At 71.8% G+C, this 23,876-nt stretch carries 15 protein-coding genes and 2 pseudogenes; 8 read left to right on the top strand and 9 right to left on the bottom strand.

The features are described from left to right. Window positions 1-8 precede the first annotated feature (8 nt). A complete protein-coding gene (locus ACFYXB_RS26450; RefSeq protein WP_389586533.1) occupies window positions 9-545 on the bottom strand; it encodes an NUDIX domain-containing protein in 537 nt (178 codons plus the stop codon). A gap of 125 nt (window positions 546-670) precedes the next feature. On the opposite strand from ACFYXB_RS26450, the gene ACFYXB_RS26445 reads away from it, so the two are divergent. From ACFYXB_RS26445 to glpK, 5 genes are all read left to right on the top strand, one after another. Next, complete coding sequence (locus ACFYXB_RS26445; protein WP_389586531.1) at window positions 671-1,117, top strand: Zn-ribbon domain-containing OB-fold protein; 447 nt, start codon at window positions 671-673, stop codon at window positions 1,115-1,117. Next, window positions 1,114-2,304, top strand: coding sequence for a lipid-transfer protein (locus ACFYXB_RS26440; protein ID WP_389586529.1), 1,191 nt, complete (start codon window positions 1,114-1,116; stop codon window positions 2,302-2,304). Before ACFYXB_RS26445 ends, ACFYXB_RS26440 begins: the two co-directional genes overlap by 4 nt. 132 nt (window positions 2,305-2,436) lie before the next feature. Next, window positions 2,437-4,086 carry an EAL domain-containing protein gene (locus ACFYXB_RS26435; protein WP_389586527.1) on the top strand — a complete coding sequence of 550 codons (1,650 nt, stop codon included), beginning with the start codon at window positions 2,437-2,439 and terminating at the stop codon, window positions 4,084-4,086. A 338-nt stretch (window positions 4,087-4,424) separates the two neighbouring features. Next, the gene (locus tag ACFYXB_RS26430; RefSeq protein ID WP_389586525.1) at window positions 4,425-5,162 is read left to right on the top strand and encodes an MIP/aquaporin family protein; all 738 of its coding nucleotides are present in this window, start codon (window positions 4,425-4,427) and stop codon (window positions 5,160-5,162) included. Window positions 5,163-5,183: 21 nt separating this feature from the next. Continuing rightward, entirely contained in the window at window positions 5,184-6,704 is a 1,521-nt protein-coding gene (glpK, locus tag ACFYXB_RS26425; RefSeq protein WP_389586523.1) for a glycerol kinase GlpK, read from the top strand. A gap of 122 nt (window positions 6,705-6,826) precedes the next feature. Here the strand turns inward: glpK and ACFYXB_RS26420 are convergent, their stop codons facing one another. Genes ACFYXB_RS26420 through ACFYXB_RS26400 form a run of 5 tightly spaced genes read right to left on the bottom strand, consistent with a single transcriptional unit; the run spans window position 6,827 to window position 14,707 of the window. After that, a complete protein-coding gene (locus tag ACFYXB_RS26420; protein ID WP_389586521.1) occupies window positions 6,827-7,432 on the bottom strand; it encodes an ATP/GTP-binding protein in 606 nt (201 codons plus the stop codon). Beyond that, the gene (locus tag ACFYXB_RS26415) at window positions 7,413-11,030 is read right to left on the bottom strand and encodes a hydantoinase B/oxoprolinase family protein (protein ID WP_389586519.1); all 3,618 of its coding nucleotides are present in this window, start codon (window positions 11,028-11,030) and stop codon (window positions 7,413-7,415) included. The genes ACFYXB_RS26420 and ACFYXB_RS26415 overlap by 20 nt, the downstream gene beginning before the upstream one ends. 24 nt (window positions 11,031-11,054) lie before the next feature. Beyond that, complete coding sequence (locus tag ACFYXB_RS26410; protein ID WP_351360933.1) at window positions 11,055-11,450, bottom strand: DUF742 domain-containing protein; 396 nt, start codon at window positions 11,448-11,450, stop codon at window positions 11,055-11,057. Between the two features lie 9 nt (window positions 11,451-11,459). Then, a complete protein-coding gene (locus ACFYXB_RS26405) occupies window positions 11,460-11,888 on the bottom strand; it encodes a roadblock/LC7 domain-containing protein (protein WP_351360936.1) in 429 nt (142 codons plus the stop codon). Further along, entirely contained in the window at window positions 11,885-14,707 is a 2,823-nt protein-coding gene (locus ACFYXB_RS26400; RefSeq protein WP_389586516.1) for a nitrate- and nitrite sensing domain-containing protein, read from the bottom strand. The genes ACFYXB_RS26405 and ACFYXB_RS26400 overlap by 4 nt, the downstream gene beginning before the upstream one ends. 420 nt (window positions 14,708-15,127) lie before the next feature. On the opposite strand from ACFYXB_RS26400, the gene ACFYXB_RS26395 reads away from it, so the two are divergent. Together ACFYXB_RS26395 and ACFYXB_RS26390 are read left to right on the top strand one after the other, a co-directional pair. Further along, the gene (locus ACFYXB_RS26395) at window positions 15,128-15,664 is read left to right on the top strand and encodes a hypothetical protein (protein ID WP_389586548.1); all 537 of its coding nucleotides are present in this window, start codon (window positions 15,128-15,130) and stop codon (window positions 15,662-15,664) included. A 166-nt stretch (window positions 15,665-15,830) separates the two neighbouring features. After that, window positions 15,831-16,025: pseudogene (locus ACFYXB_RS26390) on the top strand (GMC oxidoreductase); the annotation flags it as partial. 24 nt (window positions 16,026-16,049) lie between these two features. Here ACFYXB_RS26390 and ACFYXB_RS26385 read toward each other — a convergent pair. Genes ACFYXB_RS26385 through ACFYXB_RS26375 form a run of 3 tightly spaced genes read right to left on the bottom strand, consistent with a single transcriptional unit; the run spans window position 16,050 to window position 23,305 of the window. Then, a complete protein-coding gene (locus tag ACFYXB_RS26385) occupies window positions 16,050-20,828 on the bottom strand; it encodes a hypothetical protein (protein WP_389586514.1) in 4,779 nt (1,592 codons plus the stop codon). Window positions 20,829-20,868: 40 nt separating this feature from the next. Then, entirely contained in the window at window positions 20,869-21,747 is an 879-nt protein-coding gene (locus tag ACFYXB_RS26380) for a hypothetical protein (RefSeq protein ID WP_351366387.1), read from the bottom strand. 31 nt (window positions 21,748-21,778) lie between these two features. Then, complete coding sequence (locus tag ACFYXB_RS26375; protein WP_389586512.1) at window positions 21,779-23,305, bottom strand: hypothetical protein; 1,527 nt, start codon at window positions 23,303-23,305, stop codon at window positions 21,779-21,781. Window positions 23,306-23,484: 179 nt separating this feature from the next. Between ACFYXB_RS26375 and ACFYXB_RS26370 the strand changes: the two are divergent. Further along, window positions 23,485-23,874: pseudogene (locus ACFYXB_RS26370) on the top strand (allophanate hydrolase subunit 2 family protein); the annotation flags it as partial. Between the last annotated feature and the right edge of the window lie 2 nt (window positions 23,875-23,876).

Genomic DNA, 23,876 nt, shown 5'->3' with positions numbered 1-23,876 from the left:
CGTCGAGCTCAGATGTAGCGGCCCTCGAAGAACGCCCGGACGGCCAGGGTGTGCAGCGGGAAGGCGAGTTCCTCCGCCCGCCGCAGCAGGTGCCAGCCCTCCGTCTCGTCCGTGGCCCGGGACGCCGGGAGCAGGTCGGCCGGACGCTCGGGGAGGAGCCCGAACAGCAGCAGGTGCCCGTCGGGCGAGCTCATCGCGTCGACGAGTCGCACGTCGCGGCTCGCGGCGTCGATGCCCGTCTCCTCCTTGAGTTCGCGTACGACGGCCTGCCGCCAGTCCTCGCGGTCGTCGATGTAGCCGCCCGGCAGTGCCGTGCCCCCGCGCGCGGGGGCGACGGTGCGGGTGATGACGACCAGGGCGGTGCCCTTCGTGTCGTACACGGGCTGGAGGGCGATCGCGACCGGCAGCGGATTGCGGTAGGCGACGGCCCCGCAAGCGGCGCAGGTGCGAGGGAAACCGGAGACTCCCTCTCCGTAGGGCGCTCCGCAGCTCGAACAGTGCGAGTCCGGCTCGGAGTTGGCGGTTGGGTGCTGAATTTCGGACACGCGCGGACTGTATCCGATCGCAGGAAGCACGTCTTCCGGAAGCACCTGAAGCAGGCACGGTCGTAATCGGAGGGCACCGTGGCACACTTCTGACGTTCCGTCAGATCGAGTGCTCTGGAGGGGCTTTGTCGCGCACACGCACGCCTGCGGTCGTCGGCTGGTTCACCGGCGAGGCGGGGGACTTCCGGCTTCTTGGCACACGCTGTGCGGCCTGTTCGGCGGTCTTCTTCCCACGCGAGGACGTCGACTGCCGCAATCCGGAATGCCCGGGCGGCGACCTGGACGAGGTCGCGCTGTCGCGGCGCGGGCGTATCTGGTCGTACACGGACTGCCGGTACCGGCCGCCGTCACCCTATGTGAGCGATCCGGAACTTCCGTGGGAGCCGTACGCGTTGATCGCTGTGGAGCTGGAGTTCGAGCGGATCGTGGTGCTGGGACAGGCGGTTCCCGGCATCACCGTCACGGACCTGGCGGTGGGCATGGCGGTGGAGGTCGTCCCCGGAGTGCTCCACGAGGACACGGAGACGACCTGGACGACCTGGAACTGGCGGCCGACGGGGGTGACGGCATGACGGAGGACGTGGCGGTGCTCGGCGTGGGCATGCACCCCTGGGGCAAGTGGGGACGCGGCTTCGTCGAGTACGGCACCTCGGCGGCCCGGGCGGCGCTTTCCGACGCCGGTCTGGAGTGGCGGGACATCGGCTCGATCGTCGGCGCGGACACGGTGCGTGGCGGCTACCCGGGGTATGTCGCGGGGGCGACGTTCGCGAAGGCCCTGGGCTGGCAGGGAGCCAGGGTCACCAGTGTGTACGCGGCGTGCGCGTCCGGGGCGCAGGCGGTCGCAGTGGCGCGGGCCCAGATCCTCTCCGGGCTGGCGGACGTGGTGCTCGTCGTGGGGGCGGACGCGGCCCCCAAGGGGTTCTTCCGGCCGGCCGGCGGGGACCGGCACGACGACCCCGACTGGCTGCGCTTCCGGCTGCTGGGGGCGACGAATCCGGCGTACTTCGGGCTGTACGCGCGACGGCGGATGGCCGTGCACGGGGACACACTGGAGGACTTCGCCCAGGTCAAGGTGAAGAACGCCGCTCTGGGGGCGCTGAATCCGTACGCCCGCTACCGCAGGCGGGTCACCGCCGAGGAGGTGGCCGCATCCGCGGTGGTCGCCGATCCGCTGCGGCTGCTCGACATCTGCGCGACCTCGGACGGCGGCGCGGCGCTGGTGCTGTCCGGCCTGGACTTCGCACGTCGGCACGCTGTGCCGCGGCCGGTGCGGATCCGCGCGGTGTCCACGGTGACGCCGCGCTATCCCAGCACCGTGCTGGACCTGCCGGACATCGCCACGGACTCGGCGTCGGCGGCCGGGCCGCCGGACGAGACGTTCCGGGCGTCGATAGCCCGGGCCGCCTACGAGGAGGCGGGCATCGGTCCCGAGGACCTGTCCCTGGCCGAGGTGTACGACCTGTCCACCGCCCTGGAGTTGCAGTGGTACGAGGATCTGGGGCTGTGCGGCGAGGGTGAGGGCGCGAAGCTGCTGCACGAGGGCGCGACTGCCCTGGGCGGGCGCACACCGGTGAACGCCAGCGGTGGACTGGCCTCCTTCGGAGAGGCGGTGCCGGCCCAGGCTCTCGCCCAGGTCTGCGAGTTGACCTGGCAGTTGCGGGGTGCCGCCGGGGAGCGGCAGGTGGCCGGGGCGAGCGTCGGGATCACGGCCAACCAGGGGCTGTTCGGGCACGGTTCGTCGGTGATCGCGGTGCGCTGAAGGGTATGGACGGGGGTGGTGTGACAGGAGGGTTACCGGCGGTTCTCCTACGCTGTGTGACCATCCAGGAATCCTGCGTGAACGTCTTATGAACTGCGCCTGGGCGTGCGCGGGCGGCGCCATCATGCTCCCGTGCACTCCTGGTCGGACACACTCCGCTTCGCCTTCCAGCCGATCGTCAATCTGGCGACCGGCGGAGTCGCCGCACTGGACACTCTCGCCCGCCCGGAGACCGGCGACATCCTGGCAGAAGCCCGCCGTGACCCCGAACTCGACGGAAAGCTGGCCGTGTTGGCCCTCCGCGCGGCAGCTCGCAAGGAGAAGCTCCTGCCGCTGCACGTCAACGTGTTCGCGGGCACCCTGGCCGACCTCGGCGGCCTCACGCCCCTTCACTCCGCCGTACGGGAGGTGGGCCGGATGCCGTGGGAGGTGACCCTCGACATCGTGCCGCCGTACACGCACGTGCCGCAGCGGGCCCTCCTGGAGGCGGTGACGGCGCTGCGCGACCAGGGGTTCCGGATCAGCGCGGACGGTATCGGGGACGGGGACGTACCCCTGCGGCTGCTCATCGACATGAGCCCCGATCTCGTCAAGCTGGATGCCTCGCTGCTGTCGCGGCCGGCCGCGGTGCGGGCGATGCGGACGCTGTGCGAGCAGCTCGGCGCCCTGGTGGCCGTCGAGGGCGTGGAGACCGAACTCCAGTACACGGCAGCGGTGTCGGCCGGCGCGCAGCTGGCGCAGGGCGACCTGTTCGCACCGCCGGCCCGGATTCCCGCGGCGGACGTATACGTTCCGCCCCGCTTTCCCGACGCCCCGGCGACGCTCCCGTCGGGTCCGACGGTGCGGGAGTTCGTACGGCCCGCCGCACTGATGCCGGCGACCGCGTCGGCGGGACAGGTGCGGGCGCTGCTGACCGGGTCGCCGGAGGTGTCCGGGGTGCTGCTCGTGGACCAGGCCGGGGTTCCGGTCCGCTCGGTGCACCGCTCCCGCTTCCTGCTGTCGATGTCGGGCCGCTACGGACATGCCCTGTACGCGGACCGGCCCGCCGTGAAGTTGGGCGACCCTCCGCGCACGGTCGGTGTCGACGCCACCGCCTGGCAGGTGCTGGACGTGGTGGCCGTGGGCGGCCGCGACCGTACCTCGGACGATGTCGCGGTGGTCGACCGCCATGGGCGCTGTGTGGGCGTCGTGCGGCTGGCTGACCTGGTCCGGGCGCTGGCCGAGGACCGGGTCGAGGAGGCCGCCGCGCTCAATCCGCTGACGCGGCTGCCCGGTTCGGACGCGATCACGACCGAGGTGGACCGGTGGCTCGCGAACGGGCGGACGTGCGCGTTGAGCTGGCTGGACATCGACCACTTCAAACAGGTCAACGACGGTGCCGGGTTCGCGGCCGGCGACGAGCTGATCCGGTCGGTGGGGCGGGCGCTGCAGCACGCGGCGTACGGGAACACGCGGGTGGGGCACATCGGCGGCGACGACTTCCTGGTGCTCGCGGACGAGGAGGGACTGGATCCGCTGGTCACCGCCGTGCTCGACACGCCCTGGTCGGCGGGCGGTCGTCCCGTCACGCTGTCGCTGGCCACGGTCGTGTGCGCGCCGGGCAGTGTGGCCGACCACCGGCAGGCGGCGGCCTGTCTGGCACCGCTGAAGCAGGCGGCGAAGTCGCTGTGCGGGGTCAGTTGGGTACTCGGGCGTGCGGGGCTGCCCGGGCACGAGATCCGGCGCGGCTCGAAGACCGCGCCCGCCCGCGCGGGATACGCGGCGGCCGAGCCCCACGTCTGACCGGCCGCACCCGGCACGCCCGTTGGGCCCGCACAGGCGACGCACGCGTGGCTGTCACCGTTGCTGTCCGCGACCTTGACGCTCTCTGGACGCCGGTGAACACTTCCCGGTGTCGGTCGACATCGCCGTACATTCTCGGCGTAATCAGGCACTGCGCCGCGGGCTTCTGCTGAGCCATGGCACGTTCCCCACGGGCGATTCGGCTGCGACGGCACGCTCGTCACGGACGCCGGGCGGGGCGCGGGAGCTTCCCTGCCTTCGGCTGAAGTTGCCAAGGGAACCGTTCCTGCACGGAGGGCCGGGGTCGATCCCCCGGGGGCCAGCGCCTGGGAGCCGCCATGAGCAACGGAGACATATTCGTCGGCGAAGTCATCGGTACCGCGATCCTGATCCTCTTCGGTGCCGGTGTCTGCGCCGCCGTCACCCTCAGATACTCCAAGGCCCGGGCCTCGGGGTGGGTCGTGATCGCGTTCGGCTGGGGATTCGGCGTGCTGGCCGGCGCGTACACCGCCGCCCCGCTCTCCGGCGGGCAACTCAATCCCGCCGTCACCATCGGCATCGCCGTCAACACGGGCGAGTGGGACAAGGTCTGGGTGTACCTGCTGGGCCAGATCGTCGGAGCGATGCTCGGCGCCATCCTCGCGTATCTCGTCTACCTCGCCCAGTTCCAGGCCAACGTCCGCGGGAAGGGCTCGACGGAGGAACCCACTGCGACCCTCGGCATCTTCTCCACCATCCCGGAGATCCGGAATCCGCTCGCCAACCTCATCACGGAGATCATCGCAACGATCGCCCTCGTCCTGCCCATCCTCGCCTTCGGGCTGACCAAGGGGCTCGGTGAGTCCGGCACCACGGTGCTGGTCGTCTCGCTGCTCGTCGTCGGCATCGGACTCTCCCTCGGCGGGCCCACCGGCTATGCCATCAACCCGGCGCGCGACCTCGGCCCGCGTATCGTCCACACCTTCCTGCCGATCCCGAACAAGGGAACGTCCGACTGGGGTTACGCCTGGGTCCCGGTCGTCGGCCCGCTCATCGGAGGAGCGCTCGCGGGCCTCATCTACAACGCAGCCTTCTGACCCAGCGACCAAGGGGTAGCCATGACGGACACCGCCGAGAAGTACGTTGCCGCAATCGACCAGGGCACCACCTCAAGCCGCTGCATCATCTTCGACCGCGGCGGCGCGATCGTCGCCGTCGACCAGCGCGAACACCGCCAGATCTTCCCCAAGCCGGGCTGGGTGGAGCACGACGCCACCGAGATCTGGTCCAAGGTCCAGGCGGTGGTCGCCGGAGCGCTCGCCAAGGCCGGGCTGCGTGCCGAACAGCTCAGCGCCCTCGGCATCACCAACCAGCGCGAGACGACCGTCCTGTGGGATCGCGCCACCGGCAAGCCGGTGCACAACGCGATCGTGTGGCAGGACACGCGCACGGCTGCCCTGTGCAACGAACTGGGCGGCACGGACGGGCAGGACCGCTTCCGCGAACAGACCGGGCTGCCGCTGGCCAGCTACTTCTCCGGGCCCAAGGCGGCCTGGCTGCTCGACAACGTGCCGGGGCTCAGGGACCGGGCGGAGCGCGGCGAGATCGCCTTCGGGACCATCGACTCCTGGCTGATCTGGAACCTCACGGGCGGCACCGACGGCGGACGGCACGTCACCGACGTGACCAACGCGGGGCGCACCATGCTGATGAACCTGGAGACCCTCCAGTGGGACGCGTCCATCCTCACCGCGATGAACGTGCCGGAGGCGATCCTCCCCGAGATCAGGTCCTCCGCCGAGGTCTACGGGACCGCCGTCGGCCAGCTCTCCGGTGTACCGGTCGCCTCGGCACTCGGCGACCAGCAGGCGGCCGTGTTCGGACAGGCCTGCTACGACGTCGGGACGGCGAAGAACACGTACGGCACGGGCAGCTTCCTGCTGCTCAACACGGGCAACAGGCCTGTCCCTTCGAAGAGCGGACTGCTGACGACGATGGGCTACAAGATCGGCAGTGAGGCCCCGGTCTACTGTCTGGAGGGGTCCATAGCGATAACGGGCGCGCTCGTGCAGTGGTTCCGCGATCAGCTCGGCATCATCCGCACCGCCGACGAGATCGAGACCCTGGCAGCGAGCGTCGACGACAACGGCGGCGCCTACATCGTGCCCGCGTTCTCGGGCCTGTTCGCGCCGTACTGGCGCTCCGACGCGCGCGGGGTCGTCACGGGCCTGACCCGGTACGTCACGAAGGCACACCTCGCGCGGGCCGTGCTGGAGGCGACGAGCTGGCAGACACGCGAGGTCGTGGACGCCATGTTCCAGGACTCCGGGGTGCACATCACCACCCTGAGGGTGGACGGCGGCATGACCAAGAACAACCTGCTCATGCAGCACCAGGCCGATGTGCTCGGGGTACCCGTGATCCGGCCCAAGGTCTCCGAGACGACCTGCCTGGGCGCCGCCTACGCGGCAGGCCTCGCGACAGGTGTGTGGAACGATCTCGACGAGCTGAAGTCGCACTGGCGGAAAGACGTGGAGTGGACGCCCGCGATGGAGGCGTCCGTGCGCGACCGCGAATACCAGAACTGGCGCAAGGCCGTGGAGAAGAGCTTCGGGTGGCTGGAGGAGGGTGACAACTAGGAGCCGGGGAGACGTGCTCCACGCACGCGTGCGGCGCAGGTGAACCCCCGCGCGCGTGGAGTGTCCCCGAAGGGACCACGGCTCGTACCCCGGTCGGCGGGGGTGCGGGCCGTGGGCGCGCGTCAGGTCGTGACGGTCTGCCGGCGGTCGGCCGCGTACGCCATCGCGTGCTGGACGACGCCGATCAGCACCTCCTTGACCGATGCGCGGTCACGGGCGTCGCACACGACCAGCGGCACGTCAGCGTCGAGGTCGAGGGCCCGGCGGACGTCCTCTGCCGGGTAACGAGAGGCTCCCTCGAAGCAGTTGACGCCGACGAGGAAGGGTATGGAGCGCCTCTCGAAGTAGTCGACGGCGGCGAAGCAGTCCTCCAGGCGGCGGGTGTCGGCGAGCACGACGGCACCGAGCGCGCCCTCGGACAGCTCGTCCCACATGAACCAGAACCGCTCCTGTCCAGGCGTGCCGAAGAGGTACAGCACCAGGTCCTCGCGCAGTGTGATGCGGCCGAAGTCCATGGCCACGGTGGTGGTGTGCTTCCCCTCGACACCGCGCGTGTCGTCGACCGGACGTCCGGCCTCCGTGAGCAGCTCCTCGGTGCGCAGCGGCCTGATCTCGCTGACCGCACCGACGAGGGTGGTCTTGCCCACGCCGAAGCCGCCGGCCACCAGGATCTTCAGTGTGACGGGCTCGACCAGGGGCTTGCCGCGCTCAGAACGCCCGAAGGTCATCGCTCTCTTCTCCTGCTTGATGGGGATCGGGCAACGGCGGCCCGTAGCCGCCGCCACCGGGGGTTTCGATGACGAGTACGTCGCCGGGGCCGACGTCAGCCGAGTCGCTTCCGCCGAGTTCGGTCACCGTGCCGTCGGCCCGCTCCACGCGGTTGGCGCCGAGTGCGCCGGGGAAGCCGCCCGCCATGCCGTACGGGGGGACACGGCGGTGCTGGGAGAGGGTGGAGACGGTCATGGGCTCGTGGAAGCGGATGCGGCGCACCGCTCCGTCCCCGCCGCGCCACTGTCCGGCGCCGCCGCTGCCCTGTCGTACCGCGAACTCGTCCAGCTGAACCGGCAGTCGCCACTCCAGGACTTCGGGGTCGGTGAGGCGCGAGTTGGTCATGTGGGTCTGGACGACACTCGCTCCGGGGAAGCCGTCTCCGGCGCCGGACCCCGAGGCAACGGTCTCGTAGTACTGGTGGCGCTCGTTGCCGAAGGTCACGTTGTTCATGGTCCCGGAGCCCTCGGCCTGGACGCCGAGCGCCGCGTAGAGGGCGCCGGTGATGGCCTGGGAGGTCTCGACGTTGCCCGCGACGACGGCGGCGGGCGGCTGGGGCGCGAGCATCGAGCCGGACGGTACGACGATGTCCAGGGGGCGCAGACAGCCGTCGTTGAGCGGGATGTCGTCGGCGACCAGGGTACGGAAGACGTAGAGCACCGCGGCGTTGACGACGGAGAAGGGCGCGTTGAAGTTGGTGGCGAGCTGGGCGGACGTACCGGTGAAGTCGATGGTCGCGCGGCGCTCCGCGCGCTCCACGCGCACGCGTACGCGGATGACGGCACCCGCGTCGGTCTCGTAGGCGTACTCGCCGTCGTCGAGGGCGCCGATCACGCGGCGGACGGCTTCCTCGGCGTTGTCCTGGACGTGCCGCATGTAGGCCTGGACGACCTGGAGTCCGAAGTCCTCGATCATGCGCGCGACTTCGTCGACACCCTTCTGGTTCGCGGCGATCTGGGCCCGCAGGTCGGCGAGGTTGGTCCTGGGGTTGCGCGAGGGGTACGGCGCCTCGGTGAGCAGGCCGAGGGTCTCAGCCTCACGGAAGCGGCCGTTCTCCGCGAGCAGCCAGTTGTCGAAGAGGATGCCCTCCTCGTCGATGGTCCGGCTGTTCGCCGGCATGGAGCCCGGCGCGATGCCGCCGATCTCGGCGTGGTGGCCGCGCGAGGCGACGTAGAACAGGATCCGGTCACCCTGCGTGTCGAACACCGGGGTGATGACGGTCACGTCGGGAAGGTGGGTGCCGCCGTGGTAGGGGTCGTTGACGGCGTATGTGTCCCCCGGCCGCATCTCGCCGGCGCGGCGGCGGATGACCTCCTTGACGCTGGTGCCCATGGAGCCCAGGTGGACGGGGATGTGGGGGGCGTTGGCCACCAGGTTTCCGTCCGGGTCGAACAGGGCGCAGGAGAAGTCGAGGCGTTCCTTGATGTTGACGGACTGTGCCGTGGACTCGAGCCGGGCGCCCATCTGTTCGGCGATGGACATGAAGAGGTTGTTGAAGACCTCGAGGAGAACGGGATCGGATTCCGTATCGAGATCGGAACTCTGCGTGACCGTCGCCCGTTCCATGACCAGATGGCCGTCGTCGGTCGTCGCGGCCCGCCAGCCGTCGTCGACGACGGTCGTGGCGCCGGCCTCGGTGATGATCGCGGGGCCGGTGACGATTTCGCCGGGGGGCAGGTCCTCGCGGCGGTGGAGGGGTACGTCGCGCCAGGCGCCGCCCGTGTGGAGGCGGACCGTCTCTGGGGCGGCGGTGCCGCCCTCGTAGGTGGCGAGGGCGGAGAGATCGGGGGGTTGGGTGATGCCGGTGGCTTCGACGGAGAGGGCTTCGACGACGACCGGGCGGTCGAGGGTGAAGGAGTACGTGGCGCGATGACGTTCTTCGAAGGCGTGCCTCATGGTGTCGGGCTCGGTCAGCTCGACCGTGAGGGTGGTGTCCGTGCCGTCGTAGCGGAGCTGGGCGCGGCGGGTGACCTCGATGCGGTCCTGAGGGACGTCCTCGGCGAGGAGTTCGGCGCGGGCCGCGCCCTCCAGGTCGTCGGCAGTCTTGCGGACGGCGGGCATCGAGGCCGCCTCCAGGGGCGCCTCGACGGACTGTTCACGCATGGCCGTGGTGTCGGCGAGGCCGATACCGAGGGCGGAGAGGACGCCGGCCATGGGCGGCACCAGGACCGTGCGGATGCCGAGCGAGTCGGCGACCATGCACGCGTGCTGTCCGCCCGCACCGCCGAAGGTGGTGAGGGCGTAGCGGGTGACGTCATGGCCCTTCTGCACGGAGATCCGCTTCACGGCGTTGGCGATGTTGGCGACGGCGATCTGCAGGTAGCCCTCGGCGACCTGCTCCGGCGTGCGCTCGTCGCCGGTCTGCTCGCGGATCTCGTCGGCGAGGTCGGTGAATCGGTCCCTGACGAGCGCGCCGTCCAGGGGCTGGTCGCCGTCGGGCCCGAACACCTTGGGGAAGTGGGCGGATTGGATGCGGCCGAGCATGACGTTGGCGTCGGTGACGGCGAGCGGGCCGCCGCCGCGGTAGCAGGCCGGTCCCGGATCCGCTCCGGCCGAGTCCGGTCCCACGCGGTAACGGGAGCCGTCGAAGTGCAGCACCGAGCCGCCGCCGGCCGCGACGGTGTGGATGTCCAGCATGGGGGCGCGCAGCCGGACGCCGGCGATCTGCGTGGTGAAGACGCGTTCGTACTCGCCGACGAAATGCGAGACGTCGGTGGAGGTGCCGCCCATGTCGAACCCGATGACCCGGTCGAAGCCGGCGAGCTGCGACATCCGGGCCATGCCGACGATGCCGCCTGCCGGTCCGGAGAGGATGGCGTCCTTGCCGCGGAACTGGCCGGCCTCGGCGAGCCCGCCGTTGGACTGCATGAACATCAACCGCACGCCTTGGAGTTCGTCGGCGACGTGCTGGACGTAGCGTCGCAGCCCGGGCGACAGGTAGGCGTCCACGACGGCGGTGTCCCCTCGCGGGACGAGCTTCATCAGTGGGCTGACCTCGCTGGACAGCGAGATCTGCGGGAAGCCGGTGCGGGCGGCCAGTTCGCCGATGGCCTGTTCGTGGGCCGGGTGCAGATGGCTGTGCATGCAGACGACGGCGACGGCGCGGATCCCCTGGTCGTACGCCTCCTGGAGGGGGCCCTGGAGTGCGTCCAGGTCCGGTGCGTGCAGGACGGTGCCATCGGCCGCGATGCGCTCGTCGACCTCGACGACCCGTTCGTACAGCAGCTCCGGCAGTTCGATGCGTCGGGCGAAGATGCGGGGGCGGTTCTGGTAGGCGATGCGCAGGGCGTCGCGGAAACCGCGTGTGATGACGAGGAGAGTGCGCTCGCCCTTGCGTTCCAGGAGGGCGTTGGTGGCGACCGTGGTGCCCATGCGGACGGCCTCGACGGGCTCCTGGGAGCCGCCGAGGAGTTCGCGTACGCCGGCGACGGCCGCGTCGGCGTAGCGGGCGGGGTTGTCGGACAGCAGCTTGTGCGCGAGCAGGCTGCCGTCCGGGCGCCGCGCGACGATGTCGGTGAAGGTCCCGCCCCGGTCGACCCAGAACTGCCAGCCTGTCACGTCACTACCCCGATTCCGCGCCGGTCACAGCGCCCGGAGGCCGTTGATCACGTCGCGCAGAATACTCTCGTCCGGCAGCTCCGCCGGGGGTACGGGACGCGTCACATGGACGAGTTCCCCGTTCACGAGATCTCCGACGAGGACCCGGACGACTCCGACGGGCAGATCGAGTTCCACGGCGAGTTCGGCCACCGATTGCGGGGCGTCACGGCAGAGTTCGACGATGTCCACGTGTTCCGGGGACAGCGTCTGGTCCGCCTCCGGGTCGTCCACGTGGGGTTCCGTGACGACGACCGCGATCAGGTCGAGGCGGTGCTGGGCCGCACTGGAGGTACGGCCGCGCGTCATGGCGTACGGACGCACGACCGGTCCGGCCTCGTCGTCGAACCAGTGGCTTCTTGGCTGACCCTCTCCGCTCATGTCATCCCACTACCCGCCCGAGGGCAGATCGGTGCGCGGAGCGGCGCCCAGATGCACCCCGACCCGCTTGACGAGGAGCGTCATCTCGTAAGCGACCTGGCCGACGTCGGAGTCCGCGTCGGAGAGGACGGCGAGGCAGCTGCCGTCGCCGGCGGCCGTCACGAACAGGAAGGCCTCGTCGAGTTCGACAACCGTCTGCCGCACGCTGCCCGCCTCGAAGTGGCGGCCGACGCCCTTGGCGAGGCTGTGGAAGCCGGAGGCGACAGCGGCGAGGTGCTCGCTGTCCTCCCTGGTCAGGTCCTTGGACACGCCGGTTGCCAGGCCGTCTCCGGAGAGCACGACGGCCTTGCGGATGCTGGCGACCCGGTCGACGAGGTCGTCGAGGAGCCAGTTCAGCTCGCCGTTGTTGGTGTGGCCGGTCGCCTTCGGTGCGGTCATCGACCGTCCCCCTTAGTCGTTCCTTGTGCTGTGCCGTTCCGGGGCTCGTCGCCCTCGGCGTTCTCCTCACGGCCGCGCTGCCAGCCGCGCTGGAGCGAGGCCATGCGGTTGCGAACCTGGTCGGCGTCGCGCTCGACGGGCTCCGTCTCGCGCGCGGGGCGCCGTTCGGGGTCTGTGCGCAGTTGCGGGGCCAGGTTGGCCTGTCGTACGCGCCTGGGCAGTGCCGCGATGCCGGGGGCGGGCTCCTGGGGGGTGCCACCACCGGGCGGTGTGTCGCCCTGGCCGCCGTCGGCCGGAACTGCGGGGCGCGGGGTGCGGCGTGGGAGCGCGGGGGGCTCGGACGAGCCGGCCTGGGTCTCGGTGCGCTCGTCGAGGCGGCCGGCGAGTCCGGTGCCGGGGCGCGGAGACGTCGCGCCGCGGCGGCGTGACGGCAGCGGGGCCAGGGCGTCCTGTTCGGAGCGGCGCGGGCCGGCCGGAGGTTCGGCGCCGGCCTCGCCGCGGCCGGAGCGCTGTTCGGTGACGGGCCGTCCGTGCGAGCTGACCAGCTTGGGCGTACGGCGGCGGGGCAGCGGCACGGGTGTGCCCTCGCGGTCTTCGGTATCCGCGCGGTCCGTCGCGTCGGAGGAGCGCTGATGGACGTCACCGAAGGGGGCCGGAGCCTCGTCGCCCGCGCGGGTGCGGAAGCGGCGGGGGCGGAACAGTCCGCCGCGTTCGCTGTCCTCGTCGGTGAGCGCGCCCGGGAAGTCGTCGAGGGCGTCCAAGTCGACGGGCGCCTCCAGTTCGATCGGCCCGTCCAGCGCGGAGGTCGGCAGACGCGGCAGTTGCACGGGCACCTGGCCCAGGGCGTTCGCGCGGCTCTCCGCCACTTCGGCCTCCTTCGAGGGCCGGTCCCGGTCCAGGCGGAAGCCGATGCCGTTGGTGTCGGGGACCTCGTCACTGAGCAGGACGTCGGGGATGAAGACGACCGCCGTGGTGCCGCCGTAGGGCGACGGTTGCAGCGAGACGCGGACGTTCTGGCGCTGGGCGAGGCGGCTGACCACGAACAGGCCGAGCCGGTCGGTGTCGGAGAGTTCGAACTCGGGGGTCTCGGCGAGCCGGAGGTTGGCGTCCAGCAGGGCTTCGGCCGCCATACCGAGGCCGCGGTCGTGGATCTCCAGGGTGAAGCCGTTGGCGACGCGCTCGCCCAGGACCTGGACGGCGGTGTGCGGCGGCGAGAACACCGTGGCGTTCTCCAGGAGTTCGGCCACCAGGTGAGTGACGTCCGCGACCGCCGGGCCGGTGACGGCGACGCGGGGCAGCCGGCGGACCTCGATGCGCTCGTAGTCCTCGACCTCGGCGACTGCGGCACGGACGACGTCCATCAGCTGAACGGGTTTGCGCCACTGCCGGGAGGGGGCGGCACCGGAGAGGATCACCAGGCCCTCGGCGTGCCGGCGCATACGGGTGGTGAGGTGGTCGAGGCGGAAGAGGTCGGCGAGTTCGTCGGTGTCCTCCGTCCTGCGCTCCATGGTGTCGAGCAGGGTGAGCTGCTTGTGCAGCAGTACCTGGCTGCGCCGGGCGAGGTTCACGAAGACGTCGGAGACCCCGGCGCGCAGTTCCGCCTGTTTGACGGCGGCCTCGACGGCGGCGCGCTGGAGGGTGTTGAGGGCCTGGCCGACCTCGCCCATCTCGTTCTTGTCGTACTCCAGGCGCGGGACCTCGGTCTCGACGTCGACCTGTTCGCCTGCGGACAGTCGGCGCATCACGCTGGGCAGCCGGACGCCGGAGGCCTCATGCGCTTCGAGGCGCAACTGGCGCAGGTCGCGGATGAGCCCCCGGCCCACGCGTACGGACAGGACGATGGAGACGAGGAGGGCGACCAGTCCGAGGACACCGGCGACGGCCGCCTGGACGATGACGCCCACGGCCGTGGGACGGACGCGGTCCTGGTAGCGGTCGCCGACCTGATCGTCGAGGACGCGGAGTTCGTCGAGCGCGTTGCCCGCCGCGGTGTCCCAGCTCTTGGCGTCGACACCGTGCGGTGCACCGGATCCGGTGGCGATGACGTCCTGTTCGGCCACGCGCAACGGGGCGGTGGAGGCGTTCTTCCAGAAGCGCTCGTAACGGTCGCGTTCGGCCGCGGGGACCAGCGGCAGGCTGATGTCGTACAAGAGAGTGCGCTGGGCGACGAGGTCGGAGATGTCGCGGGTCTCGTCGCCCGAGAGCTTTCCGACCACCAAGGCGGAGCCGAGCAACGCGTCCTCTCGGGAGAGGAGTTCACGGGCACGGGTGATGTTGACGAGGGCGCGGGCCTCCTGGTCCATGTCCACGTCGTCGATGCCGTCGAGGCTCGCGAGCAACGCGAAGCACGGGTCGACGACGCGGTTGTAGAGGTCCAGGGTCTGCGACCGGCTGACCGTGCCCTCCTCGACGCTGCGGCGCAGGGAGTCGATGCCGTCGACGGCGTCCAGGACCGCGGTGAGGTGCTCGGCGTCGTCCGTGTCCATGTCGCCGCGGACGTCGGGGTTCCTGGCGTTCTTGCGGATCTTGACGATGGCCTCGTCGGTGGCGGTCCGGGTGCGGCGCAGGGCGGCAAGTGCCTCGGAGGCACGCGGGTCGGCGAGGTAGACGAGGGACTGGCGGCGTTCCTGCTGCAGGACACGCACCGTGTCCTCGGTGGGGTAGCCGATGTCCTCGACGACGTGCGACACGTGGAAGAGCCGGGCGACCTCCCGCCCTGTGAGGACGGTCGCGAATCCCCAGATGGCGGTCAGGGACAGCAGCGGCACGAGCAACAGCGCCACGATCTTCCGGCGGATGGACTTCCCGCGAAAGCGCATGGCCTCCCCCAGCTCGACCCCCTCCGGACGGGGGTACGCATGTGCGTCAACAAACGGCGCGAGCCTACTACCGCATCACGGTCAACTCGAAGACCTGTCCGGAGGCAGAACTTCCGTAACGGCGGCGAGACATGCCGAGTTGTACGGGCATTGCGGGAGATTACCACCCCGATTCCGGCAACTGTGGCCGGAGTGGGCAGGATTGGCGTGTGGACCGGTTGGCCGGAAATTTTCGGCGGTTGGGAATCTTCGTGACGCTTCGTTCGTCCTTCTCTACGGGAAGTGGGGGCGAAATCGGCCACAGGAGCCGCATCTCGCATCTCGGCGGCGTAAAACAGCGCAAGCCGGGCAGCCACTGGGGAGCCGGTGTCTTCGGACACCGAGGCGAGGGGTCTGCTGGCGGTGGGGAGTGACACGTTGATGGGCACGACGGAGCGGCGCGACACAGCGGAGGACGGCGGTACGGGGCGCCTGAAGACGGGGCGAAGCGCTCAGGCGCCGGATCACCACATTCCGGCGCAGGGACGCGGTCCGGAAGTCGTCACAGGGTCTTCTCGGCAGCCGCAGTACCGGCCGTTGTGGATCGAGGAGCCGGCACGGCGGCGCAGGATGCCCGATCCCGTGCGAACGGCGGCGGTGCGGGCGGTCCTCATCATCTCCGTGACCCTGATTCAGGCCATGGTCGCTTTCCTGTGCACGCTGGCCGGGTCGTGGCTGGCGTTCCCGATGGTGCTCAGCAGTGTGGCCAGCACGGTGGTGGCCACGTGGGCCGCGCTGGACGTCTGGGTGACCCGCCAGGTGTGGAACCAGCGCAATGGCGTGGTGTCGGTACCGAGCAGTACGGCGCGGTCGCTGCGCCGTGAGCGCCGGGCCGCCCGGCGGCAGGCCAAGGTCGCCGAGCGGGAGCGGGAGCGGATACGCCGGCGGGGCGGCACCGGGCAGCTGTCGCACTCCTGAGGGGCACCCCGGTCAGAGTGCGGCCGGCTCCACCGGGCTCTCCGTCCAGCTCCCCAGCTGACTTTCCTCGCGAGCGAGTTCACGTCGGGCCCGCGTGAAGAGGCGGCGGCGGTCGACGGACAGTACAGCGACCGTACGGCCGTCGCGTTCGTACCAGGCTAGGAAGCCGTCCTGCACCGTGAAGATGGGCGCGGACGACGACCCCTCGGCCCCGCTCGACGCGCGACTGCGGGTCAAGGGGGTCGTGGGGCTGCGGGTGGCCGACGGGTCGGTAATGCCTGACTTGATCTCCGTCAATCCATGCATCACGACCATGGTGATAGGCGAGAAGTGTGCCGACTTGATCAAGGAGGACAACTGATCAATGAGTCGATCAACCTCTTGATCAACTGGTTGACGGCGCAGGCTTCTTGAACATCCGTGTTGCCGTGATCTCGCTGTGTACCACTTCTCCGGACTGGGGCTGCTGAGGCAACCCCGGCCGGAGATGTTCCTCCACGCTGATGTACTTCAGCCCCGCCCTGAGGTCCGCGTCGTTGCGCAGCCGGATGACCAACGGGAACTCGGCCAGCGCGGTCGTGTCGAACAGACCGGTCGTGTAGAGGAGCTGCACGCCCAGCGCATCCGACACGGCCCGCTGGAGTTCCAGCAGATACGTCGCGTTGGCGCGGCCGATCGGGTTGTCGAGGAACAGCGTGCCCGCGTGCCGGTGCTTGTCACGGCCCCGGTCGTTGGAGCGCAGGGCGGCCATCGTGCAGTACAACGCGATGGCCGCGGTGAGCAGCTGGCCGCCGGAGAACACATCGCCCATCTGCCCGACGGGCACGCGCTCGGCGCGCAGTACGGCATCCGGCTTGAGGATCTCGACGGCGACACCCTTCGGCTGAAGCGCTGCCGCAACTCCCCGCAGCAGCAGGGACATGCCGTCGCGCCGCAGGTCGGAGTTCTTCTTCACTGCGGCGCGGGTCGCGTCGTCGATGACCTCGCCGAGCCGTTCGGTGAGTGCGGCCTGGTCGGGCTCGTCGAAGCGGATGCGCAGGAACTCCTGCCCGGACCACTCGCCGAGCCCCTCCGGCAGCCGGGACAGCCGCTGCGCTGACCGCAGTGTGGCCAGGGCCGACTCCACGAGCCCGCGCAGCCGGTCCACGATCGAGTCCCGGTTGCGCTCCAGCTGCGCCAACTCGTCCGTCAGCACCCGGAGTCGGGGTGCGAAGGCGTCGGCCCACTTCTGGGCGTGCTCGGGCAGCGCGGAGGCGGGCAGCTCGCGGATCTGCTGCCGTGCCGGGGTGCGTACCTGTTCGTAGCGCGTGGAGTTGGCGTGCCGGACGAGTACGTCGCTCGCCTCGCGCACGGCGGCCTCGGCGGCGGACAGGTCGGCGGCGCAGCCGCGCAGCGAGCGGCGGGCCTCGGCGGCGGACCGGCGGGCCTCCTCCAGGCTGCCGGGATACGGCTCCGGTTCCTCCAGTTCCTCGTCCGGGGTGTGCTCGCGCAGCAGGTCGCGGAGCATGGCGGCGATCTCGTCGAAGCCGCCAGCCGCGTCCTCGGCCTCGCGGTGGGCCTCCAGCAGCTCGGCGTGCGCCTCGCGAGCTTGGGTCAACTCCTCGGTGCGTGAGGCGAGTTCGGCGGTCGCGGTGCGCAGCAGCGCCTGGGCGTGCTCGGCGTCGCGCGGGAGCAGTTCCTCGGGCAGCTCGGTGTGCGCCTCGCCGTCCTCGGGCGCGTGCCGCTCGGCCTCGCCGCGCAGCCGCCCGAGCTGCTCGCTCGCGGTGGACATGCGGGTCTCCAGGAGCTGGACCAGCTCCTCCGCGCGTGCGGCGGCGGCCTGCCGGGAGGGGCCGTCCGAGCCCTCGGGCGACTCGAGAAGCTGCTCCGCGCGCGTGCGGACCTTGTTGCTGAGCCGGTCGAGGTCGGCGCGGGCCGCGCTCTCGTCGCTCTCCGCGCGTGCCTGCTCGGCGCGCAGGTCGGCCCCGACGCCGACCTTCTCGTACAGCTGGGAGGCGGCCCGGTAGGCCTCGCGGAGGGCGGGCAGGGCCGCCTTGGGCGTGTCCGTGCCGTCCTTCGGTACGTCGTCGGGCGCGCCCGCGATCTCGGAGCGCTCGGCACGCAGCGCGCGGGCGGTGCGGCGCGCGTCGTCGGCGGCGCGCTGCGCGGCGCGGCGGTCCTGGTCGGCGGCGCGGGCACGCTCCAGGCAGGCCTGGGCGCGGGCCTCCGACTCGGTGGCGTCGTCGGCGAGTTCGCGCAGCTTGACCTGCCAGCCGGAGCGCTCGCGCAGCCGGAAGGCGAGCCCGGCGAGGGCGTCGGCGGCACGGCGGGCCTTCTGCGCGGCCTCCTGTCGCTCGTCGCGTACCTGCGTGGCCTCGGCGGCGACCTCGTCGGCCTCGGCCCGCACGGTCCGCGCCTCTGCCAGCTCCGCCTCGGACTCCTCGGCGAACACGCGCGCGTCCCGGGCGGCCTCGGCGAGCTCGCCGAGCCGTCCCGCCGGGCAGCCGGTGCGCCACGAGGCGAGCCGGGCCGCCAGCTCGCGGTCCTTGCCGAGCCGCGCGGCCAGCGTGCGGATCTCCTCGTCCCGTTCGGTCGCCCGCGCGCGCAGCGCCTGCCGCTCCTCGTCGGCGGCGTGCTCGTCGTGCATGGCCGGGTTCGGCGGGACGAGGAACACATCGGCGAAGCCGCCGGCGGCGGCCGGGGTCGGCGCGAGCAGTGCGGCGGCCGTGCCGACGGCCACGGCCGACCGGGGCAGCAGGGCCGCGTCGCCGAGCGCCTCGCGGGCACGTGCGTGTGTGCCCGGGTCGGTGATGATCACGCCGTCGACCAGCTCCGGGCGAGCGGCGAGCACGCGCGCGTGGTCGGCCGGGTCGACGGCCTGCGCCAGGTAACGCCAGCCGGGCAACGCCGGGATGCCGTGCTCGCCGAGGAACTCGACGGTGGCCAGCACGTCGGGGCCGGGCGGCAGCAGCCCGCCGTCACCGAGCGCCCCGAGGATGCGGGCGTCGTCGGCGGCGGCGGTGCGCAGTTCGAAGAGCTGCCGTTCGGCGGACGAGACGGACTCGTCGAGGAGTTCGCGCAGTTCGTCGGCGAAGCGGTCGAGGTCCTCGGGGGTCAGCGGGCCGTCGGCGACGGGGCGACCGCCGGCGGCCGGGGCGGACTCTTGCCCGGACCTGCCCTCGGTCATTGCCGTCCGGCCGTGTGTTGCCGCCGCTTCGGTCCTGGGACGCGCACCGGCCGCAGCGCCCCGGTCTTCGGCCCCCGCGGTGTCCCGACCACCGGTCGAGCCGTCGGCCCCCGCGCGGGGGCCCGGCACCCCGGCCCGCACCACGCCGGAAGCGCCCGGCAGGCTCAGCAGCTCCGCCAGTCGTTCCTCCGCCGCCAGTGCCTCGGCGAGGCGGCGTTCGGCCGTGTGGGTCCGCTCGGTGGCCGTGGCCGCGTCCGCCGCGCGGGCCGCCGTCAACTCCGCGCGGGACTCGGCGGAGGCCGCCTCGCGCGCGTGTTCCGTCGCCCTGCGGGCGGCCTCGCGGGCCGTGTCCCAGACGGCGACCGCCGTCTTCTCGGCGTCGCTGGCCGCGAGGGCTGCCCGCGCCGGGTCGGCGTCGGGCGCGCTGTCGTCGAGCCAGCCCGCGCGCACGGCCTCGGCGGTCTCCTGCTCGACCTCGCTCAGTCGCTGGCGCAGGTGCCCGATCTCGCTGCGGGCACGCTGCGCCTCGGTGGCGGCGCCGGTCGAGTCCCGGTGCGCGGACTCGCTCAGCTCCAGGAGCGCGGCCGAGCGCTCCTCACCCTCGTTGGCGAGAGCTTCGGCGTTCTCGGCGGCCGCGTGCAGGGCCCGTACGAGATCGACGGCGGCCTTGGCCCGGGCGGCGAGGGCGGGGGCGGCGTCCCGTTCGGCCTCCTGGATCGCGGCGGCCACGCGCGCGACGCGGTCGGCGGCGGCGCGGTGCCGCAGCACGGCCTCGGCGGCCTGCCAGGCGGAGTGCAGAGTGCGCGCGTCGGCCAGCTCGCGTTTCTGCGCGGCGGCAGACTTCTCACTGGCGGCGAGCGCCAGCGAGGCGTGCCGGTAGGCGAGTTCGGCGGCGATCAGCGCACTGCGCTCGCGTGCGCCCTCGGAATGTGTGACGGCGTACGCGGCGGCCGTGACCCGCTGGGCGAGGTCACCGGCCCGTACCCGCTCCCGCACGCCCCGCGCGGACAGCCGCCGGGCCAATGTGCGAGTACGGCGCTCGGCGCCCGCGTGGATGTCACGCGCGCGTGAGCGTGCCTCGGCGGCCTCCACGATCCGCCCGAGCAGGTCGACCGACCCCGCGGTGAAGTCCCGCTCGGCGATCAGCTCGGAGCGTCGGCCCAGCTTGTTGCCGAAGCCGCCGACCAGGTCGGCGAGGCCGTCGGTGTCCCGGGTGTCGGTGACCGCGCGCAGCAGCAGGTCGGTGAAGTCGGAGTCCTTCTTGACGGCGAAGAGCCCGGCCGCCTCGCCCTCGTCGGCGTTCATCTCCCGCTGGTAGCGAAAGAGTTCGGGGTCGAGGCCGAGGTCGCCGAGGTGCTCGGTCCAGCGGTCGTGGATCTCCTCCCAGTGCACTTCGAGGTGCGGGTACGCCTTACCCGCCTCCGTGAAGGCGTCCCGGAAGCCCTTCATGGTGCGGCGGCGCCCCTGGGCGCCCGACTGGCCCTCGACGGGCGGGCGTACGGCGGTGGACTCGGCGACGGGGAGGCTGTCCAGGCTGAGGCCCGGGCCGGGCCGGAAGGAGTACCAGGCCTCGGCGAACTTGCGCGGGTCGTTGGAGACCTGACGGCCTCGCCACTCGCTGACCTTGCCGACCACGACGCACTCGCCGGTCAGCGTGTGCTGCCACTCCAGGGCCACGTGTCCGCAGTCGTCGGCGAGCAGGAATTTGCGCAGCACCCCGGAGCTGGCGCCGCCGAGGGTGTTGCGGTGGCCCGGGAGCATCACCGAGAAGATCAGCTTGAGCAGGACGGACTTGCCGCCGCCGTTCTCCAGGAACAGAACGCCCGCGGGCGCGGGCCGGCGCGGTGGGCCGACGGGCTCCTCCTCGAAGAACTCCGCCTGTGTGGGAGCGGGTTCGGGTACCGGCTCGCCCACGCCCCGCAGGTCAAGCACGGTGTCGGCATAGCGCGCACCGGCGGGACCGATGGAGTAGAGGCGGACCCGGGACAGCTCGTACATGGCGGACTCTCGTCGTAAGTCTGTGTCGGTTCAGGGGGGGTCAGGAGTGGAAGGGCAGCCCGGCGTCGGCCACCAGATCCAGGTCCTCGGTGTCCTCGGCGGGCAGCAGGCCGGCGGTGCCGTCGGTGACCGGGACGACGCCCAGCTCGAGGAGTTCGGCCAGGGCGGCGCTGCCGGCCAGGTCGCGGACCTGCAGCTGGTAGCGGGCCGTCGTGCGGTACGTGCCGCCGTTGTCGTCGCCCGTTCGCTGCAGGAACCCGGAGTCGGTAAGGAACGCGACGGCCTTGCCGACGATGCCGGTCGTCGAACCGGCGAGTCTGCGCGCGTCCTTGGTGGCGCCGGTCGCGCTGCGTCTCGCCCAGATCCGCCAGGCGGCCTCCAGGCCGGGCGCGTCGGTGGCCGGGTCGGTGTTCTCGCCCTGCTGCTCGGCCCGCTCCTCCAGGCGTCGGCAGGCCTGCCGTACGAAGGCGTCGACGCCGTTGACGGTGACTCGGCCGATGTAGCCGTCGTCGGCCAGGTCCTCGGGGCGCGGGAAGGCCAGCGCGGCGACGGCGAGATGGGCCAGCCCGTGCAGGAACCGGTCGCCTCCGTCGGCGGACGTACGGCGCGCGTAGTCGCCCATGCGCACGGCGAACACCGAGTCCTCGGCGGCTGTGACGGCCATCCCCGCGCGCGGGGACACCTCGAGGACGACGAGCCCGAGCCCGGCCGCGACGGCGTCGGCGAGGCGCGCGAACGGCGGGTCCTCGCGGTATCGGCGGAGCAGCTCCGTGTACTCCTGGTCGCGCGCGGGCTGAAGTTTGGGCTGGAGTCCGAAGGCGACGAGCCGCGCGGCGTCGGCGGCGTCGGCGGGGGTGACGGCGGCAGTCGCCGACGGTGCGGGGGCCTCCGGCTCACTCCACTCGACGTGCTCGGTCACGGCTGGGGCTCCTTGTCACACACTTGCTCGGTCATGCTGCTTCCGTCCGGTCCGCCACCATCCCCGCCGCGTCCAGCAACGCCGTGCCGACGATGAGGTCGGCGCCGCCGAACTCGGGGTCGTCCAGCTCGGTCCCGTCGTCCACGGCGAACAGCAGCTTCTGCTCGCCCTGGCGATAGGCCGTGCCGACGGGCGGGCTGGCGGCATGTACGGCCAACAGCGCGATCAGATACGGCAGTTCGGGGTCCGAGCGCCGCGCCTCGGACAGCAGCCCCGACAGCCGGCGTGGCGCGTCCGCCGGCAGGTCCAGCAGCTCCAGCGCAGCCGCCAGTTGCTCCTCGCTGAACCGGCTGTCGTCCGGTGTGGCGACGAGGTCGGGCTCCGGCATCTCCGCCCCGAGGTGTTCACGCTCGGCGGGAGGCGTCAGCAGTATGTCGACAAGATCGGCGACGCGCACCGACACCGGGGTGCGAAGCCCCGTCCCGCGCGCGAAGAAGGCGTCCGTGACGTGGAGCGCCTGCTCCAGGGGCAGCGGAAGGACGGGCGCCACCAGGTGCCCGTACAGGTCGATCCCCGATGTGGTCAGGGGCGTGGCGAAGGCCTGCCGGTCCTGCTCGGCGCGGAACAGCGGCCCGGCTTCCAGGAGTCGGGACTGGAGCTGGGTGTGGCGGCGGATGCAGTCCTTGACTATGTCGACCAGTTCGGCGGCGCGGCGCTTGTGGTCGGCGTCCTCGGTCTCGTCGCGTGCCCTGCGGATGTTGGTGAGGATCGCGTTCTCGTGGCGGTACCGGTCAGCGACGTGGTCGAGGGCCTCGGCGATCATGTCGGGCACGGTGTTGAGCCAGTCGACGGCCCGGACGTTGCGCCGGGTGGCGTCCAGGGCGCGGCGCAGCGTCTCCGCGTACTGGACCGTGCGGTAGCGGGCCTGCTCCGCGGCGAGCTGGGCGTCGGCGAGCCGGCCTCGGTTGATGAGCACCTCGAGCTTGACCTCGGCGGCGATCTGGGCGCTGGTGACGTCCGTGTCGAGGGCGCCGACCAGGACGTTGACCGCCTCGTCGGTCGTCCGGAGGTAGACGGTGCCGCCGGGGCCGGGGACCTCCTCGATCAGCTTGAAGTCGTAGTCACGGCGGACATAGGTGCCGTCCGGCGCGAACGTGCCGTACACGGCGCGGAAGCCGCGGTCGACGCTGCCGACGTTGATCAGGTTCTCCAGGACCCAGCGGGCCACGCGCTCGTGCTCGGCGGCGGGGCGGCGCGGGGCCTGGGCGGCGATGCGCGGGATGAGCCGGGCCACTATCTGGTCGTGGTCGGCGCCCGTGTCGAAGTCCATGTTGAGCGTGACGAGGTCGATGGCGGCCAGGGCCACCTCCGCCATGCCGTACACCGAGTACTCGCCCGCCAGGTTCGCCTTGCGCGCGTCCAGGTCGTGCAGCGGCGCCGTGCAGGCGAGCGCGCGCAGCCGCCGCGCCAGCCCCTCGTCGGCGGCCGGGCCCGGAGCGGGGCGCGGCCCCGCGCTGAGCTGGGGCGGAACGCTGTCCGTCGATGCAGGCGAAGTCACGGGGCACAGACTAGGTCCTCGGTATGACAACGGCCCAAACGGCGCGGATCGGCTCCGCCGGGAGGGCCGGTCCACTGCAGGTTGTCGTGCGGCTGCTCGCCGTCCGTGGCCGGTCGCGCAGTTCCCCACGCCCCTACGGGCGCCCCTGCGGGGCGCCCTTATCAGCCGAGTCTCGTATCGTCCTCCCCGATCCGTCGCCGGTACACCTCCCGCCGGCCGAGCTCGTACTGCGCATGACGCTCGGCCCGCGTGACGACTGGTTCACGCCCGGGACCGTACGGGAGTTCACGTCCCGTGCGTATCGCGTGTCCTCCGGGAGCAACCGCATCGGGCTGCGCGCGGAGGGGCCCGCCCTGGAGCGGGCCCGTCCCGGCGAACTCCCCAGTGAGGGCATGGTCCTGGGCGCCGTCCAGGTCCCGCCGGACGGACGCCCCGTGGTCTTCCCGGCCGACCACCCGACCACCGGGGGCTACCCGGTGGTCGCGGTGGTCCGCGCCGCCGACCTCCCGGCCGCAGCGCAGGCGGTACCGGCCACCCCGGTCCGCTTCCTGGCCGTACGCCGACGCTGAGC

The sequence above is a fragment of the Streptomyces sp. NPDC002619 genome (assembly GCF_042889305.1).
Classification (GTDB): domain Bacteria; phylum Actinomycetota; class Actinomycetes; order Streptomycetales; family Streptomycetaceae; genus Streptomyces.
Note: the sequence above shows the minus strand (reverse complement) of the source record. Positions and strands in the feature narration are given on the sequence as shown.

What these genes read in the sequence shown, in the direction of transcription:
- ACFYXB_RS26440 (WP_389586529.1), top strand. Translation starts at nt 1,114, where the DNA reads ATGACGGAGGACGTGGCGGTGCTCGGCGTGGGCATGCACCCCTGGGGC.
- ACFYXB_RS26430 (WP_389586525.1), top strand. Translation starts at nt 4,425, where the DNA reads ATGAGCAACGGAGACATATTCGTCGGCGAAGTCATCGGTACCGCGATC.
- glpK (WP_389586523.1), top strand. Translation starts at nt 5,184, where the DNA reads ATGACGGACACCGCCGAGAAGTACGTTGCCGCAATCGACCAGGGCACC.
- ACFYXB_RS26420 (WP_389586521.1), bottom strand. Translation starts at nt 7,432, where the DNA reads ATGACCTTCGGGCGTTCTGAGCGCGGCAAGCCCCTGGTCGAGCCCGTC.
- ACFYXB_RS26410 (WP_351360933.1), bottom strand. Translation starts at nt 11,450, where the DNA reads ATGAGCGGAGAGGGTCAGCCAAGAAGCCACTGGTTCGACGACGAGGCC.
- ACFYXB_RS26405 (WP_351360936.1), bottom strand. Translation starts at nt 11,888, where the DNA reads ATGACCGCACCGAAGGCGACCGGCCACACCAACAACGGCGAGCTGAAC.
- ACFYXB_RS26400 (WP_389586516.1), bottom strand. Translation starts at nt 14,707, where the DNA reads ATGCGCTTTCGCGGGAAGTCCATCCGCCGGAAGATCGTGGCGCTGTTG.
- ACFYXB_RS26395 (WP_389586548.1), top strand. Translation starts at nt 15,128, where the DNA reads ATGGGCACGACGGAGCGGCGCGACACAGCGGAGGACGGCGGTACGGGG.
- ACFYXB_RS26385 (WP_389586514.1), bottom strand. Translation starts at nt 20,828, where the DNA reads ATGTACGAGCTGTCCCGGGTCCGCCTCTACTCCATCGGTCCCGCCGGT.